Here is a 16,052-nt window from a genome sequence, read left to right as displayed (position 1 = left end):
CCTCCTCAGGAAATCCCTACCGCAATCCCTCCAATTCGGATGCCGAGGGTCTCGGGACCGCGCAGGGACGCACCGGGACGATACGGAGGCGGATCGGCCAAGAGCCGCGGAGCGACGAGGCGGCGGCAGAGGGCCACCAGGGCGATCTCGGCCTCGATCCGCGCGAGCGGCGCACCCATGCAATAGTGCAACCCGCCGCCAAAACCGAAGTGCTGGTTGTCCTCACGATCCGGGTCGAAACGGTCCGGTTCCCTGAAGCGGTCCGGGTCTCGGTTCGCGGCGGCGAAGAGCAGGATGACCGGCGCGCCCTTCGGGATGGTGCGTCCCGCGATCTCGATCGCCCCGAGGGCCTTTCGGGTCCGGAAATGTACGGGTGGCTCGTAGCGGAGAAGTTCCTCGATGACACGCGGCGCGCGCTCGGGATCGGCGCGGAGGCGCTCCAGTTCTCGGGGGTGGCGGAGCAGGGTCAACATGCCGTTGGTGATCAGGTTCACCGTGGTCTCGTGGCCCGCCACCAGCAACAGGATCGCCGTCGAGATCAGATCGAAATCACCCATCACCGGCTTGCCGGAGGGACCCGGTGCGGCGAGTGCGCTGAGCATGTCGGCCGTTGGCCGTCGCCGCTTCTCGCGGATCAGGGCGCGCATGTAGCCGGAGATCGCGTCGAAGGCCGCGACCGTCCGGTGCCGGCTGGCCTCGTCGTGGCGGGCATCGGGCTCCAGAGCGGTTGCCAGTTGCGTCGCCCAGGCCTGAAACTGGGGCTCGTCCGCCTCCGGTACGCCGAGCATGTCGCAGATCACCGAGACCGGGAGCGGATAGGACAGATCCTCCACGAGGCAGACCTCCTCGCGCCCTTGGCATGCGTCGATGAGGGCGTCCACGTCCCGGACGACGCGCTGCTTCAGGCCCTGCACCCGGGCCACCGAGAACTCGCGCATCACGGCGTGGCGCAGGGTGTCGTGATCGGGCGGATCGCGGAAGATCAGCGGGCGATGGGCCGTGGCGATGCGGTCCTTGATCGGATTGAGGAACCAATCCTTGAGTGGGTTGCCGGTACGCGGTCGGTGGGAGGGCGGCAGGTCCTCGGAACTGAGGCGTGGATCGAAGATCAGGCTGCGGATGGCCGCATGCGTGCTCACCACGATGCTGCCGTCGCGCTGAAGCGCGACAGGATTCTCGCGAAGCCGCGCGTAGATCGGATAGGGATCGGCCCGGTTGGCGGGGTCGAGCACCTCGGAAAACAGCGTGTCCTCAGCCATGGCGTGCCTCGATGGGATGCGAATCGGCACGCGGCGGCGGGAAGGCGGGTGCCCTGGAGAGGAGTTCGCCCTGGTCGCTCGCATCGCGGATCGGTGGAAATGCCTGGCCGGCCTCGATCGCCTCGGCATAGGCGGGAAGCCACCGCGCCTGATCGAACGACACGGCACCGATGCTGCGGCCGGCGCGACCGTAGACAGCGAGAAAGCGATGCGACGAGCGCGAACCCTGCACGATCGCGACCGAGTCCGCACCTTCCGTCAGGCCCACGGCCTTGATGTTGATGCCGAACTGGCTCGACCAGAAAGCCGGCAGGTGCCGGTAGGCCTTCTGGTCCTCGGCGGGCGCCAGCATGTTGCGGGCGGCGTGCGCGGATTGCGCGACGGCGTTGCCCCAGTGCTCCACAGCCATCAACCGGCCGCCGTAGAGGGGGTTCGGCCAGCGCGCCACGTCTCCGGCCGCGTATATGTCCGGACATGGCGTCCCATCCGTGGTGAGGACCCGGCAGGCGCCGTCGCAGGTCACGCCGCGGGAATCGGCCATCAGCCCCGCGCCCGAAAGCCATTCGGTGGCCCGCGTCGCGCCGAGCGCCACGATCACGAGGTCGGCCTCCACCACGTTCCGGTCCGCGAGATGGGCACGAACGACCCGACCCGCCGGATCGCCCTCGAAGCGAAGAACTTGTGCGCCTGGGCGAAAGGCCACGCCGGCATCCCTCAGGCAATCCGCGATCACGCCGCCGACCCAGGTGCCCAGCGAGCGGGCGAGCGGCGTCGGGTTGGGATCGACCAGCGTGACGGGCAGTCCGAGATCGCGGCAGCAGGACGCCGCCTCGCAACCGATCAGACCAGCGCCGACGATGAGGACGCGGCGGGGCCCCTCGGCCAACGCGGTTCGCAGGCGGGCGGCATCGTCCCGGCCGCGCAACGTGAAGATCCCGGCCAACCCGCCACCGGAGGGTACGGGCCAGGGGCGCGCCTGCGCGCCGGTGGCGACGAGCAGGCGCTCGTAGGCGAGCACCGCCCCATCAGCGAGGCGGATCCGGTGCGCATCGCGCTCAAGGGCGACGGCTCCATGCCCCAGGCGCCAGTCGGCCTCAAGGGCGAAGAGTTCCGGCAACGCGGTGGCGTCCGGTGTCAACGCGCCCGACAGCACGTGCTTCGACAGCGGGGGGCGGTCGTAGGGACGATGTGGTTCGTCGCCGACGATCGTCAGCCGTCCGGCGTAGCCGTTGCGGCGCAGGGCCTCCGCGCCCCGGAGGCCGGCGAGTGAGGCGCCGACGACGACGAAGCCGGCCGACTCCGCTGTGCTCACGGTGCTTCTCCGAAGTCGACCTGAAGACTGATGGCGCGGACGGGGCAGGCCTGGACGGCCCGTTCGATCTCACCTCGTCGCGCGCGCGGCGGAGCAGGATCGTAGAACAGGATTTCGTGACCCCGAACTTCGAAGGCCCCGGGTGCCGCGTAGCAGCATTGCGCGTAGCCTTGGCATCGGTTGAGGTCGACCACGACCCGCAGGGGAGCGGGCTGGCCGGGCGTCGCATCGGCGACATGCGTCATGGGTCGTGCCTCGCTCATCGTTAGATACCGATGAAGGGATCGGTGTGATCGTCCGCCTGCGGAACCAGGCGGGCGACGGAAGTCCAAGGCAGGCGCGTAGTGCTGACCAGAACCAGAGCGGCAATGAAGCCGACCACTCGCGGCGCGCGCAGCGCCCATGGCCGGTTCGTATCGGCTCCGAGATCACTGACGAACGTGAGCGCGCTCATGCGACGGCCTCCTCGACCGCGGCGTGCACCCCAACTACCTCGTCGATCGCGTCGAGGATCTGCCGGCTCGAATCCAGCCCCTGGAAGTCGCGCGCTAGGGCTGCGGCGCGGGCTCGGAAGCGGGGACTCCCGAGAACCGTGTCGATCGCCGTGCGAAGGGCGCCCTGCGTCGGGGTGTTGGTCGCGAGATTGAGGCCCGCTCCTGCCCAGCCGATGCGGGCACCGACTTCGGCCTTGTCCTCGGTGAGCCCCGCGGAGACGATGGGCACACCGACCGCCAGGGCCTGCGAGACGCTGCCATAGCCGCCGTTGGTGACGAGAAGGTTGATCTGCGGAAGGAGAGCGTCGAACGGCAGGAACGAGGCCGCGCGAGCGTTGCCGGGCAGCGGCATCTCGAGGGCTTCGACCGGGCGCCCTCCTGTCGTGACGACGACAAGGAGATCGTCGCGGTCGGCGAGGGCAGCCAGGGTCGGCTCGATCAACTCGCCGAAATCCGCGTTTGCCAACGTGCCCTGTGTGACCAGGACGACGGGCTTGGCGGGATCGCGCGCATGCCACCAATCGGGCAGCGGGGCTTCAGACTTGGGCGCCGGGAGCAGACCGACGAAGCGGAGATTGAGCGGCAGTCGTCCGAAATCATACTCGAAGGCTGGAACGGTTGGTTGGAGGAACAGGTCCGGCAGGACGGCGATCGAGTGCGGGAGCGAGGCCGGCAGGGAGGAGGCTCCCAGGCGCGCAAGCTGCGTGTCCGTAGCAGAGCGGACGGGATCTGCGAACGCCGCGTCCATGCCGACCTTCAGAAGGGCATAGTGGGTGCGCTCGGCCTCGGTCCGCGCCGGCGGGAGACCGAGGCCGACGGGCGCTTGGTCCGGCCGATCAAGGAACAGGAAGCTCACGTTCAGGACGATGATTGGTGGACGTCGGTCAGACGCGAGCAGCAGCGGCAGAACCCCGAGCATCATGCTTCCGGCGATGATGACGTCGGGTTCCTCCGCGGCGATCAGTGTCCGCAACACCCCGGTCTGCAGAGGAATGGGATCGATGAAGCGGCGGGCGAACTCGATGCGGTAGCGCTCCGGGCCCGCTGGCAGGGCCGTCTCCCGATACTCGGCGGCGTCGCCGTCGTCGTACGGCGCGAACCGGAGGCCGGATGCTTCGATCTTCGTCCGGAACCGCTCGGCGGTCATCACGACGACATCATCCCCTCGCGCAGTGAGCCGCCGGCCGACGGCGAGAAGGGGATTGATATGCCCGGTCAGGGCCGTGGCTGCGATCAGCACCTTCATGGCGAAACGTCCTCGGTTCACCTGTTGCAATGCTGGGTTCTCGCGATTGGACATCGAATGGTTACGCCGGCGCTGTTTCGTGCGTGCGCCTCCGCACCCTGTTCCGCCCTCTTGCTCGGACGCGGTCTAATGCCGGCCTTCGCCAGTCATCATGCGCGCGACGACATCCGGCGCGGTTTGCGACGAGGCCTCTTCACACCGTGGGACCGGGTGGATCCATCGGTCGGGCATCGAAGGCTGAGGCAACGACTGGCGCTGTCACGTTCGACTGCCCAAGTGCCGGCATCGGAACGTTCATCGCGACAATCGGCGGCGTGCCACGTTCGAGTTTCCCATAAATGTATCGATCCTCGTTCAGTGGGTCATGAGATCTCCAGCTTAGCCATTGCGCAGGCTCGATGCTCATGCCTTTTAAGCATCGAAATCATAGGCGTTGCTTATTTTGAGCCGTCCCCTGCCAAAGGCGCGATAGTGTCGGCTGTGGCATCCGGAACGATCAAGGACGTGCGCAAAAGAGCAGTGGCCCACCGAGTGGTGGGTTCAGAATCGTGTATGCCCCGACCACGATCTTTGTTGCATGGAGCAACGATTCCCGTGCCCGGGGCGACACTCGTATGCCGCTGCAAATTAGCGACACAATCCGCCTTCTTGCTTGGGCGTGCCCAGATCCGTGCAGTGGCGAGCGATCGTGCATGGTGTGAATAAGCGCTTTTCCTATGCGCTTCGACCAGGGACTTAGCTCGACTTTGGCCATTCATGCGGCGTGGCAGAGCGCATAGAGCCAGGGTGCAGGCAATCGGAAGGGGTGTTTTGTTCGAGCGCGTCGGCGCGGTGATGTTGCCAAAGTCCTCTCGCGCCAGATCGCACAGCGCACGGCGGCGAGCGCATCGGCAAAAGTCGGGCGCGGTTTTGGGTACCACGCGGCGGCTGCGATGCGTCGCCGTTGGCGGGCCGGGAGCCGTGCAGCCAGCAGTGTGATGATCGAGAACAGGGCGAGTAGGCAGGGCGTGGTGCGGGCAATCGCCTTGTCGGACCACTGCCGCTCTCGTCTCGACGCCGAGGTGGGCGCGCACTTCCTGGAACGTGACCTCGACGTTCCCGCGCTGCACGAACCATCCTACGATCTGCGCGGGCTCGCGCATCGGATAGGTGCAGAGCAGGGCCTGGGGCGGGAAGCGCGCCTCGGGATCGCGGATGAGTACGAGAGCGGATCGGTACGACGGGCAGGCCCCCGTGCCGCCACACTGCGGTGTCCGGGGCGATCTCGATCGTGCGCTCACCTGCTCCGTACCGGCCCGGCACCACAACTGCGTGCCAGCGCGTGTCCTTGGACGCGAGGGTTGCGGCTGGCGTCGGCAGCCGTGCGCCTTTGGTGCGCGGGCGTCCGATCGTGCCGCGCAACCGCGGCGGAGCGGGGTCGTAGAGGGCTGCGTCGAGCCGTAGGCGGGTGATCGCTGTTATGCGGGCACGGCGCATCGCGTCGAGGAACAGCAGGGCCGAGAAGCCGCCATCACCGACTAGCACGAGGTCGCGCCCCGGTAGCCAGCGGCGGGCCTGGAGGGCGAGTTGACGTCCGACGTCGAGCAACGGCTTGTGCCGACGGCCTCGTTCGCGACAGGCACGCTCGGACGGCACCAGCGCGGTCAGGAACGGCAGCGCCCAGACGCGCCCCGCCCAAGGGAGTGGGGCGAGCAGCATCAGGCTCATCCAGCGCAGCCCGCTCGCCTTGACGAAATGGCTGTTGGAGGAGCGAACCGGATCTCGGTAGAGGCCCTTGGCGGTGATCCGCTTGCCGCGGCGGCGCTCGCTCGTGTCGTCCAGTCCCAGGACCACGGGGCCGCGTTGCGCGAACGCGTTGACTAAGAGACCGAGCAGGATGCGGCTGCCAGTGCGCGGGCACCACGCTGCCCGATCGAGGACGCGGTGGACGTTCACGAACCGTCGCTCCTGCGCACGGCCCATGATCCGCAGGACGCTGGTCACCGTGCGCCGACCGAGGGTGAGGATCGCGCCGATCAGTAGAACCTGAGCGTGTCGCCACGAGCGATGGACGAACAGCGGCGCGAACGCCAGGATGAGTTCGGCGAAGCGGGCGGGCAGATCAGGCATCAGGTGTTTCTTGGTCGGGACGCCCCGAACCTACCCGTCATGTCCGCTTCGTCACCCCACCCCTCAACCGCCCGTCAAATTGGCCAAAGTCGAGCTTAGATCGCCGAGAGTACGCATGCGCTTACGACCACTTCGCCGCCCTCTGATCACGGCGCCGGGGCCAGCGGCGTGACGCGGAAGCAACCGCCCAGAGGTGCGAGACCGCACGGCCTTCGCGTTCGTCGCGTAACGCGTGGCCCCCACCTGCGAATTCCCGGCAGATTCCCAGGAGACATGCCATGATCGCCGTTCGTCGCGCCGCGCTACTTGCCGCCGCCCTGACCCACGCGACGGCCTTCGCCCTGTTCGTCGGTCCGGCCTCCGCGAAACAGCCCGGGCCCTTGCCGGTTCCGGCGGCTTCAATCCTGTTCCGTCATATGGTCGCCGATCAAGCGACAAAGGTCTCCGGTGCCGTTCTGAACACCCGTCCGGTGTTCGGAATGGTTCGGGCACCAGCCGACAGGCGCCTCGACCGAGTTGTGCGCGCGGCCGTATGCACCGGCTGCTGAGATCGTTTACGGATAACGGCCCCAATTCGCCGCTTCTTTGCCTTACGCCCGCTAAGGCCGCAGAAATCGCGATATCCGCCAACGTTCCAATCGCTCCCGCGCGGGAAGCTCTGCCGGAGCCGGCTGGCGAAGGCGAGATCACGGAAGGTCAGGGAAATGGAATTTCACGAGATCCGCTACTTTCTGGCGGTCGGTGAGACGCGCAACTTCACCAAAGCCGCAGCCGCCTGCCGCATCACCCAGCCCGCGCTGACGCGCGCGATTCGCAAGCTCGAGGAGGAGCTCGGCGGGATGCTGGTGTCGCGTGAGCGAGGCAACATCCATCTCACCGATCTCGGCCGCCTCCTCGAGCCGAGCCTGCGGGAGATGATCGTCCAGGCGGGAGAGGCGAAGCGCACTGCCGAGAGCTTCCTGAGCCTGACCGGTGCACCGATCCGGCTCGGGGTGATGTGCACCGTCGGACCGGTCCGGTTCACTGGCTTCCTGAATGAGTTCCGCGTCTCGCATCCCGGCATCGAGCTGACGCTGATCGAGGGGATGTCATCCGAGCTCAAGGATCTCCTGCGCAGCGGCGACCTCGATGTCGCCGTCATTTCCGATCCCGACGGATTCGAGCCGCCGCTCCTTGCGAGGGTGCTCTACGAGGAGCCCTTCGTTCTTGCCTGCGGACCGACCCATGCCTTCGCCGCACGGAAGGCGGTCACGCCGGAGGACCTGGAGGGCGAGATCTACCTCCAGCGCATCCATTGCGAGTACCGGGACCGCCTCGCGCAGATGCTGGCCGACCGCGGCATCACCATCCGGCGCGCTCATCGTAGCGAGCGCGAGGACTGGATCCAGAGCATGGTGGCGGCCGGCATGGGCGTCTGCTTCCTGCCGTCGTTTTCGGCGACGGTCCCCGGCCTCGTGCAGTTGCCCGTCGTCGACCCTGGAATCTCGCGCGAGGTCTGCATCGTCACGATCGCCCAGCGACGTCCGTCGCCGCCGATGGCGGCCCTGCTCTCGGCACTCGACCGCTACGTCTGGACGAACGACCGAATGGAGCCGGACAGGCTCGGCGCGGGCGAGCTGCCACACATCTGAAGGCGGTTCGCGGGTCGGCCAAAAGTCACGCTACTGCACAGCCACGAAGAGGTATCGATCCAGCGCATCGAAAGCCGGAACCGCCCCGAGACGGCCGAGGCCGATGCGCAGGTGATCTGTCGGGACCTGTCCCAGCCGCGAGCGCCACAGGCTCGCCGGCAGGACGAGGATATCGGCCCGGCCGGCGAGATCGTTGGCAAAGCGGTCAGCGCCTTCGGTTCCGAGATAGCGTGGGAAGGCGAAGGCGAGGTTGTGCGAGGCATCCGCCCCGAAGGTTTCCGGATGCTGGGCAATCAGGGCATCGAGGCGTGCGCGGCTCCGCTCACCCACGGAGCGGCTGCGGGCAAGGATGCGGTCCTCCGCGCGGAGGGCCACCTGGGCCAGGATCTCGCTCGCCGCGGACAGGCGAGCTCGACATGCGGTTCTTGGCATTGAGGGCGGCGGCCAGGAGCCGCCGATCGCGGCACGCGATCCAGCCGACGCGGAGCCCCGCGAGCCCATACCCCTTCGACAGGCTGTCGATGGAGATGCCGCGCTCGTAGAGGTCGGCGACCGCAGGGGTTGCACCAAGCCCGTGCGAGCGGTCCAGGGTATGCCGATAGACCTCGTCGCTGACGAGCCAGAGGCCGCGGCGGCGACAGAGCGCGACGAGATCGTCCATGGTCGCCGCGTCGAGGGTCGCGCCGGTGGGGCTGTTCGGCATGTTCATCAGGACGAGCTTTGTCTGCGGCCGGAGCGCGGCTTCGACCGCGCCGACATCGAGGCACCAGCCATCGGTCGCGCGGAGCGCGACGCCCGTGGCGGTGCAGAGCGCGGTGACAGCCTCCTCGGAGGGCTGGTAGATCGGGAGCACGACCACCGCATGGTCGTGCGGAGTCAAAAGCGCTGCCACCACCGCGGCGAGTGCCTCCTGCGCCCCAGCACAGCAGACCACGTCGTCGGCCGCCAGCCGCTCATGACGAGCCGCCACGGTGTGCCGCAGCCACTCCGCCCCGCGCGGGTCGAGGTAGCCGAAGCCGAGCTCGTGCCAGCGCTCGAGATCGTCCTGCCCCGCCAGATCGAGGAGGTCGGAGAGGGTCGTCGTCTCGGAATCCGAGGAGGCGAGGTCGTGCCGGACCGAGGGGACCCACCGGCTCAGGAAGTTTGCCAGGGCGAAGGGCTCTCTCACGGTCGCGCCACCCCGTGGGGCGGTGCCGGCGTCGCGGCCACGCGCAGGAACGTCGTGACGATCTTGGTCCCGGCCCGAATCGTTCCCTTGACCGAGCCCGCGACCTTGGAGTCGCCGGCCATCCGGCAGCGATAGGGCAGCGGCACTTCCTCGATACGCAGGCCTGCCCGAGCCGCCTGCATCTGCATCTCGATGTTCCAGCCGTAGGTCATCTCGCGCAGGGCCAGCCCCTGCAACGCGCTGCGCTCGATGGCGCGAAAGGCGCACATGTCGCTGTAGCGCGCGCCGTAGAGCGCGCCGATGCCGAAGCCCGCCAGCCGACCAGCCAGAACCTGGTGCCAGAGCATGGCGCCGGGCTCTCGATCTCCACGTGTGCGGGAGGCGAGGACGAAATCCCGTGCGCCGTGCAGCACCGGGCCGGCGATCGTCGCGATCAGGTCGCCACGATCGGCGCCGTCGCCATCCATGAAGACGATGACGCGGCTCGCCGGATCGGCGGCAGCGACACCGCGGGCACAGGCACGGCCGTAGCCGCGTCCTCCGTCGATGACCCGCGCCCCCGCTTCGCGGGCGATGCGGGCGGTGCCGTCTTGGCTGCCGCTGTCGGCGACGATGATGTCGCCGGCATAGGCTGCTGGGATCTCGCGGATGACGCTGCCGATCGAGCCGGCCTCGTTCAGCGTGGGAATGACGACGCTTACAGGCTCCATCGCATCCCGCAATTCTGGCAGGGCGCGGGCGGCGCGCTCGAGAGGAGCGAGGTGCGGAAGTCGCGATAGGCCGGGCTGTTCCAGATCTCGCGCAGGCTCTGCTGGGTGGCGTCGCCCAGCGTGTAGTTGCTGTAGCCGCGCACCGAGAAGGGGGCGATGCAGCAGGGCAAGGCCCGGCCATGAGCGGTGAAGTACATCAGCGACCACGGCCTTCGGCAGGTCGCCCAGGGCTGGTCCTCGCTCTGGCGCTTCAGGCTCATGCCGGGCTCGGTGGCACCGGAGGCGTCGAGGCTGACGCCGAGGTCACGTCCGAGAGCCTGCGCCGCCTCGATCGCCGCCAGTTCCTCGCCTTGCGTCGACTCGAACAGCGACAGGTCGGCGCGGGCCATGCCGTACCCGACCTCGTCGAAGACGAGGCGCTGGAGATGGACGTCGGTGACGCCCATCGTGGCGGCGAGGCGGACGAAGGCAGGGAGCTGGTCCACCGTCTCCTTCATGCCGGTCAGCCACAGCGACACAGCGGGAGTCGCAGCTCCGACCTGCTTCTTGAAGGCGATGAATTTGCCGACATCGCGCACGATGCGGTCGAAGAAGTCCTTGCCGCGCACCTTCGCGTAGGACTTGCGGTCTGCCGCATCGAGGGAGACGCGCAACTCGTCGAGGCCCGTATCGATGGCTCCTGGAAGCGTTTGGGCTGCATCAGGGTGCCGTTCGTATTGAACAACACGTAGGTTCCACGGTCCTTGAGGTAGCGGATCATCCGCTGCAGGTCCGCGACCAGCATCGGCTCGCCGACCCCATGCAGGACCACGCGGGCGACATTCGGAACCTGGTCGACGATGCGGGTAAACAGCTCCCAGCTCATGTCGGCCGGCGGCTCGAGTTCCTCGAACGTGCGCGGGCAGGTCTCGCAGAGGAGATTGCAGCGGTTCGTCACCTCCAGGTAGAGGCAGACCGGCGCGCTCTCCGTAGCGCCGGAACGTTCTCGACCGACCTCCTCGAAGTAGCGGCGGGGGTCCTTGATCGCAGCGGAGGCTGACATCAGCGCGGTCCTTCCGGGCTTGGAACTGGGGTGACGGCGCGGGCCTGGAGCAGGCCGCGAAGGGCGAGCGCGAGCGCGGGCACGAAGACGAGGCTTGGCCAGAGAAACCGCTCGTTGAAGGGGTCGACGTAGAACAGGACCGGCGCGGCCGAGAGCCAGACCACCGCCGGAATCGGCGCGACGACCGCCGGCAGGGCAAGCCAGGCGTAGTACCAGGCATAATGGGGGTTCGCCGCCGCGGTGGTGCAGGTTACGAGGATCGCGGTGTCCCGGCACAGGGCGATGGTCGCGGCCGGCCCCCGCAAGGCCGGCCTGCGAGCGATCCAGAAGGCCAGGGCCCCGAGCAGGATCGCGGCGCAGATCAGGTAGATCCGTCCCGCTCCGTCCGGCAGGGGCACGAGATGGGACATGCCGGACAGCAGCCAGAACCCCTTGCCGGAGCGATAGCCCTCCTCGTCACCATAGGCGGAGAGGAAGCCGAGGACGCCTGAGCCCACCGAGAGGTAGGGTGCGTATAGGAGGACGATGACGAGGAGGCCGGCCAGCACCGGTTTCCAGAACCGCCCGCCGCGCAACAGGGCGGGGGCCGCGGCCACCGGCAGGAACTTGACTAGAATAGCCGCCGCCAGCATCGCGCCGGCAAGGCCTTCTCGTGCCCGCGCCCGGCACAGGAGCGCCACGGCCAGCAGACCAATGGCGATTGCGTCGACATGGCCGTCGCAGGCGAAGGACCAGAGCGCGAGGGGATTCCACGCATAGAGCAGGACGCGTTCCCGAGGGAGCCGTGCCAGCGCCAGCACTCGGAGGAGGCAGAGGACGGCCAAGGCCTCGAAGCAGACCATGGCGACCTTCATTCCGAGCACTGTCGGCGTGATCACGCCGACGAGGGCGAACACGGCCTGGGCCGCCGGCGGGTAGATCGTCAGCGCGTAGGTCGCGCGGTTGATCCAGGGAAACACCGCCGGGTCGCGCAGATGCGCGAGTGCCGGATCGACGGGCAGGTAGCGGTAGGGATTGATGCCGGCGGCCTGGACCTGGCCGTCCCAGACATAGCGGTAGATGTCGCTCGACAGGAACGGCAGCGAGGGCAGCAGCGCCGCGCGTAGGGCGAATGCGATGCCGATGATGATCCAAAAGGCCTGAGGCGGGAGAATGGTCCGCAGCACGAGCCGTACGGCGACGAAATAGACGGCGACGCCTAGGGCCAGCACGGCGACGAAGATATTTGCCCGCTCCGGTGAGCCGACGGTGTCGGCGCCGGGCACGTGCAGCATCAGCGCACCGAGCATGATGAGGGCGAGCAGAAGACCGAGGCCGGTCAGACGTGCCAGCGGCGAGGTCATGCGAGGGCCACGAGCTCTGCGAGACCCCCGGTTCGTTCAAGTTCGCCCAGGACCGCCCGTGTGGCCGGAGCCGCGTAGCCGTCGGTCTCGGCGATCAGGACGGACAGGGACGGCGCGTCATCGACATCGTACCAAGGATCGAGCTCGATCAAGGGGAGGCCGATCCCGCGCGCCCGCTCCCGTGTCGCCTCGGCGACCGAAGCCGTGCTCCAGGCGATGTCGGCGAACATCTCGGCATGCGCCGCCTTCAGCCCGAGGATGTAGTAGCCGCCATCGTCAGAAGCTCCCAGCACCGCCCGATCGCCTGGGGCGAGAAGGTGCTCGGCCGCTTCGATCAGGAGGCGCGTCGGCAGGGTCGGGATGTCGGAACTGAGTACGCAGGCCGCCGCGTGGCCGCGCTCCAGCATGCCCTTGATTGCGTGAAGCAGGCAGCGGCCGAATCCCTGAACGTCCCCGGGCATCGGGGCTGTGCCGTCGGCAAGAACGAGGCCAGTTTTGGCACCGACATGGGCTGCGATCAAGGCCTCCGTCCCGCGCGGCGCATAGGCGGCGTAGGCGGCGATTGGCGCGGATCGCGATGCGTCCGCGATGTTGGCGGCGGTGTCCCGGAGGAAAGCTCCGCTGAGCGCGGCGGCCTCGTCCGGAGTCAGCGGCGGGCACAGGCGGGTCTTGGAGCGGCCGGCCTGGGGCGCCTTCGCCATGATGCCGATGGCGCAGGTCGGAGAGCGCGTGCCGTCGGCCGCGGGGCGGTCGGCGGCGCTCACAGGCCGCTATGCCAGTTGAAGCCGCGGCTCTCCCAATAGCCGGCCTGGTAGACGTTACCGACCTCAATCGCGGTGATCCATTTCGGGTTCTTGAAGCCAAGCTTCGTCGACGTGCGCAGGCGTAAGGGGTAGCCGAACGGGTCGGGCAACGTCTCACGGGCGTACTTGGTCGCGAGCAGCGTCTGCGGGTGCAGAGCGGTCGCCATGTCGATGCTGCTCGGATAGTCGTCGGCGGTCCTGAAGGACACGTACTTGGCCTTCAGGTCGGCACCGATCCGCTCAAGGAACGTCCGCATGGGCACGCCCGACCATTGGCCGATATAGTCCCAGCCCTCGACGCAGATGTGCCGGACGATGATCTCCTTCTCCGGCAATGCCGCGATGTCCTGACTCGTCCAGGGACGCTTGTTCTCGACGAGGCCCGCGACTTCGAGGCGCCAGGTCTCGCCGTTCACCGGGCGCAGGCTCCTCGATCGGATAATAGGCGTTGAAGCGCGGCGGCTTGAGCACCTGGCTCTCGGGATATTCGGGAGCGAGCTTGTTTGGATCGAACAAGGCGGCCTGGACGCCGTCGTTGAGGGTCGAGACCGCTCGCAAGGCCTTGCCGATGGCGCTGGAATCGCCGACGTCGCAGCCCGTCAGCATCGTCAGCGCCCCTAGCGAAAGGCCGCCCCGCAGTAGACCGCGCCGCTCCAGTGAACGGATTTCCGGACGGTGGTCGTCGAGGATCCGCGGGTTCGGGAGCGTTTGGGGACGGAACAGCGACCTCATCGATGCTCTCCAAGGGTGGGGTTCCGGAGGCGGGACGGGGCGAGGCGCGGACCGCCGCTGAGCATCGCCCAGATTGTTTGGGGCACGAGGAGGGCCAGAGTGACATGCACCAGCAGGAAGCCGACGATGACGGCCATGCCGAGGAAGTGCGCCAGGCGCGCACCCTGGAAGCCGCCGAACAGGTCGACGAGCCAGGAGAACTGGACCGGCTTCCACACTGCCAGACCGGTGATCACCTGCGTCACCCCGGCGATCATGACGACGAGGTAGAGGATCTTCTGGACCGCGTTGTAGACGGTGAGATCGTCGTGCGAGATCTGGAAGCGCAGCGTCTCGCGCACGGTCTGGATCAAGTCGGCGATACGGATCGGGAAAAGCCGCTCGCGAAACCGTCCGGTGACGAAGCCGTAGACCAGGTAGGCGACGCCGTTCAGGGCCAGCACCCACATCCCGGCGAAATGCCAGAGTAGGCTCTCGGCCGCCCAGCTGCCCAGCCGGATTGGCTGCGGGAAGTACAGCGATCCGAAGATCACCGAGTCGTTGTAGATGCCCCAGCCCGATCCGATCATCACGATCATCGCGACCGCGTTGATCCAGTGCATGATCCGCACCGGCCAGGGATGCAGCCGTTTTCCGCCAGAGGCGAAGTGATGGGAGATTGTCACGCTCATAACCACCTTTTCGTCGTGAAAACGCGGTTCGTTACCATGCGAGCTGAAATAAGAATGATGACATTTTGTAATCGTGAAGATGCACAAATATTATCGTTGTTGGGGCCTCGTCACATCTTGCTAAAACAAGCTGGTCTGGCCGATCATGAAGCCCCTTCGGTGCCAAGACCGACGCTTGTGCGCCGCGCGCCGACGGAGCATCCCCATGACCCTTCGCCTATCCGTGATCGCCCTGACTGCACTGGTCTCGACCGCCATCGTCTCCGAAGCGGCCGTCGCCACCTCGACGCTCACGGACAAGTCCGCCCGCCGCTACCCGCAGCCGGTCCGGGTCGGCGACCTCATCGGTCGTCAGGTGCTAGAGCCGGTTCCAGCTCAGCACGTGCTCGGACGCGTGGCATCGGTTGATCAGAACGCGCGAGGCGGAGTCGACATCGTCGTTCGGTTCGGAGGATTTCTCGGCTTCGGCACGAGGCTGATCGCCGTGCCCGTCGAGGCCGTCGCGCTCCTCGGTGAGCATCTCGCCGTGCTGGACTTCACGCCGGAGCAGCTGCGCGAATTCCCGACCGCGGATGAGGCCGCCGAGCGTGCCCTCGCGCCCGACAGGAGCATCCGCGTTGGGCTGACCAAGCCGTTTCACTAGCCGGACGGTCCGATCGGTAACGCGGCTGAGGAAGTCGCGGGTGAGCTGGGCGCCCTCGCCGGCGTCAGGCTGCATGGACCTGGGGCAGGTCCGCCTCTTGGAGGACGAGGCCGCGGCGGACCCGTCGCTGAAGGAGTTCGTGCGGGACATGCGGACCAGGCTGGCGCCGGGCAAGTTGGCCCGGCACGAGGTGCTCCGGCAGGTTTTCGACGTCTACGGGGAGGCCCTGGTCTGTCGCCTGCTCTGGGAGCGGCTCGGGGGCCGCCTGAGGATCACCAAGATCCCGGAGACGTCCGAGCCCGGCCCGGACTTCGCGTGCGAACTCGATGTCGTCCGGCAGGGGCGGACGGTGACGCTCTACTTCTACCTGGAGGTCAAGTCGCGCGACATCGTCACGGCGCCGCAACGGCTCCCCGAGATGATGATGGAAGCGCTGGAGGTCGAGATCGAGCTGGAGCGCCAGGTCGGCGAGGGCAGGCGCATCGCGATGGCCGAGGGTGTCATCGAACCCTACCGGCCGGTCGGCGACGCCCCTGACTACGACCCCCGGTCCGTCCGGTCGCCCATCGAGGCCATCGCCGGGAAGGCTGCGGGCAACTTCAAGGGCGCCCAGTTCCGGCGCGGACCGACCTTCGCCCTGGCGAACCTGCTTCGGCTACCGCTACCCCAGCCTACGCCCACCTCAACCGGCTATTCGCGTATGGGGAGATGTTCACACTTGCGAAGGCAACAATTACCCAAGCGGGTAAGCCGCTCACAACACGCGAGATCGCACTAGCGATTATCCAAGCGAAGCGCTGGGATGAACGGGATATGATGCTTCGGAAGGCAGTGGCTTACCGCCTAATTCAGTCCCTAACGACAGCATGCCGCCAAGGGCGAATTGGGG

17 protein-coding genes and 2 pseudogenes are annotated in these 16,052 nt (G+C 67.5%); 4 read left to right on the top strand and 15 right to left on the bottom strand.

Going from position 1 to position 16,052, the window contains the following annotated elements; all coding sequences use genetic code 11:
* Positions 1–5: 5 nt before the first annotated feature.
* From ACFQE0_RS08395 to ACFQE0_RS08370, 6 genes are all read right to left on the bottom strand, one after another.
* Positions 6–1,259 carry a cytochrome P450 gene (locus tag ACFQE0_RS08395; protein ID WP_378968771.1) on the bottom strand — a complete coding sequence of 418 codons (1,254 nt, stop codon included), beginning with the start codon at positions 1,257–1,259 and terminating at the stop codon, positions 6–8.
* The gene (locus ACFQE0_RS08390; RefSeq protein ID WP_378968769.1) at positions 1,252–2,571 is read right to left on the bottom strand and encodes an NAD(P)/FAD-dependent oxidoreductase; all 1,320 of its coding nucleotides are present in this window, start codon (positions 2,569–2,571) and stop codon (positions 1,252–1,254) included. Before ACFQE0_RS08390 ends, ACFQE0_RS08395 begins: the two co-directional genes overlap by 8 nt.
* Positions 2,568–2,774: a ferredoxin gene (locus tag ACFQE0_RS08385; RefSeq protein ID WP_378975379.1), complete on the bottom strand. Its 207-nt coding sequence runs from the start codon at positions 2,772–2,774 to the stop codon at positions 2,568–2,570. The genes ACFQE0_RS08390 and ACFQE0_RS08385 overlap by 4 nt, the downstream gene beginning before the upstream one ends.
* A gap of 62 nt (positions 2,775–2,836) precedes the next feature.
* Positions 2,837–3,025 (bottom strand): hypothetical protein, encoded by a 189-nt coding sequence (locus ACFQE0_RS08380; RefSeq protein ID WP_378968767.1) that lies wholly within the window; start codon positions 3,023–3,025, stop codon positions 2,837–2,839.
* Positions 3,022–4,311 (bottom strand): glycosyltransferase, encoded by a 1,290-nt coding sequence (locus ACFQE0_RS08375; protein ID WP_378968764.1) that lies wholly within the window; start codon positions 4,309–4,311, stop codon positions 3,022–3,024. Before ACFQE0_RS08375 ends, ACFQE0_RS08380 begins: the two co-directional genes overlap by 4 nt.
* Positions 4,312–5,046: 735 nt before the next feature.
* Positions 5,047–6,420, bottom strand: a complete 1,374-nt coding sequence (locus ACFQE0_RS08370; protein WP_378968762.1) for an IS701 family transposase — start codon at positions 6,418–6,420, stop codon at positions 5,047–5,049.
* A 278-nt stretch (positions 6,421–6,698) separates the two neighbouring features.
* Between ACFQE0_RS08370 and ACFQE0_RS08365 the strand changes: the two genes are divergently transcribed.
* Positions 6,699–6,968 carry a hypothetical protein gene (locus ACFQE0_RS08365; RefSeq protein ID WP_378968760.1) on the top strand — a complete coding sequence of 90 codons (270 nt, stop codon included), beginning with the start codon at positions 6,699–6,701 and terminating at the stop codon, positions 6,966–6,968.
* 156 nt (positions 6,969–7,124) lie between these two features.
* Positions 7,125–8,051 carry a LysR family transcriptional regulator gene (locus tag ACFQE0_RS08360; protein ID WP_378968758.1) on the top strand — a complete coding sequence of 309 codons (927 nt, stop codon included), beginning with the start codon at positions 7,125–7,127 and terminating at the stop codon, positions 8,049–8,051.
* A 30-nt stretch (positions 8,052–8,081) separates the two neighbouring features.
* On the opposite strand, the gene ACFQE0_RS08355 is transcribed toward ACFQE0_RS08360, so the two are convergent.
* The 9 genes and pseudogenes from ACFQE0_RS08355 to ACFQE0_RS08315 all read right to left on the bottom strand — a co-directional run bounded on the left by ACFQE0_RS08355 (position 8,082) and on the right by ACFQE0_RS08315 (position 14,520).
* Positions 8,082–8,381: a hypothetical protein gene (locus ACFQE0_RS08355; protein WP_378968755.1), complete on the bottom strand. Its 300-nt coding sequence runs from the start codon at positions 8,379–8,381 to the stop codon at positions 8,082–8,084.
* Positions 8,374–9,219 (bottom strand): aminotransferase class I/II-fold pyridoxal phosphate-dependent enzyme, encoded by an 846-nt coding sequence (locus tag ACFQE0_RS08350; RefSeq protein WP_378968753.1) that lies wholly within the window; start codon positions 9,217–9,219, stop codon positions 8,374–8,376. Before ACFQE0_RS08350 ends, ACFQE0_RS08355 begins: the two co-directional genes overlap by 8 nt.
* Positions 9,216–9,929, bottom strand: coding sequence for a glycosyltransferase family 2 protein (locus tag ACFQE0_RS08345; protein WP_378968750.1), 714 nt, complete (start codon positions 9,927–9,929; stop codon positions 9,216–9,218). Before ACFQE0_RS08345 ends, ACFQE0_RS08350 begins: the two co-directional genes overlap by 4 nt.
* The gene (locus ACFQE0_RS08340; RefSeq protein ID WP_378968748.1) at positions 9,917–10,582 is read right to left on the bottom strand and encodes an SPASM domain-containing protein; all 666 of its coding nucleotides are present in this window, start codon (positions 10,580–10,582) and stop codon (positions 9,917–9,919) included. Before ACFQE0_RS08340 ends, ACFQE0_RS08345 begins: the two co-directional genes overlap by 13 nt.
* Before the next feature lie 89 nt (positions 10,583–10,671).
* Positions 10,672–10,971, bottom strand: a pseudogene (locus ACFQE0_RS08335) (radical SAM protein); the annotation flags it as partial.
* Positions 10,971–12,314, bottom strand: a complete 1,344-nt coding sequence (locus tag ACFQE0_RS08330; RefSeq protein ID WP_378968745.1) for an MptA/MptB family glycosyltransferase — start codon at positions 12,312–12,314, stop codon at positions 10,971–10,973. The gene ACFQE0_RS08330 and the pseudogene ACFQE0_RS08335, both read right to left, overlap by 1 nt.
* Positions 12,311–13,078 carry a TIGR04282 family arsenosugar biosynthesis glycosyltransferase gene (locus tag ACFQE0_RS08325; RefSeq protein WP_378968743.1) on the bottom strand — a complete coding sequence of 256 codons (768 nt, stop codon included), beginning with the start codon at positions 13,076–13,078 and terminating at the stop codon, positions 12,311–12,313. Before ACFQE0_RS08325 ends, ACFQE0_RS08330 begins: the two co-directional genes overlap by 4 nt.
* Positions 13,075–13,849 (bottom strand): annotated as a pseudogene (locus tag ACFQE0_RS08320) (molybdopterin-dependent oxidoreductase). Before ACFQE0_RS08320 ends, ACFQE0_RS08325 begins: the two are co-directional and overlap by 4 nt.
* Positions 13,846–14,520, bottom strand: a complete 675-nt coding sequence (locus tag ACFQE0_RS08315; RefSeq protein WP_378968740.1) for a cytochrome b/b6 domain-containing protein — start codon at positions 14,518–14,520, stop codon at positions 13,846–13,848. The pseudogene ACFQE0_RS08320 and the gene ACFQE0_RS08315 overlap by 4 nt, the downstream one beginning before the upstream one ends.
* A gap of 205 nt (positions 14,521–14,725) precedes the next feature.
* Here ACFQE0_RS08315 and ACFQE0_RS08310 point away from each other — a divergent pair, with 205 nt between their 5' ends.
* Both ACFQE0_RS08310 and ACFQE0_RS08305 read left to right on the top strand, forming a co-directional pair.
* Entirely contained in the window at positions 14,726–15,163 is a 438-nt protein-coding gene (locus tag ACFQE0_RS08310) for a hypothetical protein (RefSeq protein WP_378968738.1), read from the top strand.
* Positions 15,164–15,236: 73 nt separating this feature from the next.
* Positions 15,237–15,941 carry a hypothetical protein gene (locus tag ACFQE0_RS08305; RefSeq protein WP_378968736.1) on the top strand — a complete coding sequence of 235 codons (705 nt, stop codon included), beginning with the start codon at positions 15,237–15,239 and terminating at the stop codon, positions 15,939–15,941.
* Positions 15,942–16,052 lie beyond the last annotated feature (111 nt).

Source organism: Methylobacterium komagatae (assembly GCF_042661665.1).
Lineage (GTDB): Bacteria > Pseudomonadota > Alphaproteobacteria > Rhizobiales > Beijerinckiaceae > Methylobacterium > Methylobacterium komagatae.
Note: the sequence above shows the minus strand (reverse complement) of the source record. Positions and strands in the feature narration are given on the sequence as shown.

Coding starts and splice junctions, on each gene's coding strand:
- ACFQE0_RS08345 (WP_378968750.1), bottom strand. CDS start 9,929: ATGGAGCCTGTAAGCGTCGTCATTCCCACGCTGAACGAGGCCGGCTCG.
- ACFQE0_RS08370 (WP_378968762.1), bottom strand. CDS start 6,420: ATGCCTGATCTGCCCGCCCGCTTCGCCGAACTCATCCTGGCGTTCGCG.
- ACFQE0_RS08310 (WP_378968738.1), top strand. CDS start 14,726: ATGACCCTTCGCCTATCCGTGATCGCCCTGACTGCACTGGTCTCGACC.
- ACFQE0_RS08360 (WP_378968758.1), top strand. CDS start 7,125: ATGGAATTTCACGAGATCCGCTACTTTCTGGCGGTCGGTGAGACGCGC.
- ACFQE0_RS08315 (WP_378968740.1), bottom strand. CDS start 14,520: ATGAGCGTGACAATCTCCCATCACTTCGCCTCTGGCGGAAAACGGCTG.
- ACFQE0_RS08365 (WP_378968760.1), top strand. CDS start 6,699: ATGATCGCCGTTCGTCGCGCCGCGCTACTTGCCGCCGCCCTGACCCAC.
- ACFQE0_RS08305 (WP_378968736.1), top strand. CDS start 15,237: ATGGACCTGGGGCAGGTCCGCCTCTTGGAGGACGAGGCCGCGGCGGAC.
- ACFQE0_RS08330 (WP_378968745.1), bottom strand. CDS start 12,314: ATGACCTCGCCGCTGGCACGTCTGACCGGCCTCGGTCTTCTGCTCGCC.
- ACFQE0_RS08375 (WP_378968764.1), bottom strand. CDS start 4,311: ATGAAGGTGCTGATCGCAGCCACGGCCCTGACCGGGCATATCAATCCC.
- ACFQE0_RS08380 (WP_378968767.1), bottom strand. CDS start 3,025: ATGAGCGCGCTCACGTTCGTCAGTGATCTCGGAGCCGATACGAACCGG.
- ACFQE0_RS08395 (WP_378968771.1), bottom strand. CDS start 1,259: ATGGCTGAGGACACGCTGTTTTCCGAGGTGCTCGACCCCGCCAACCGG.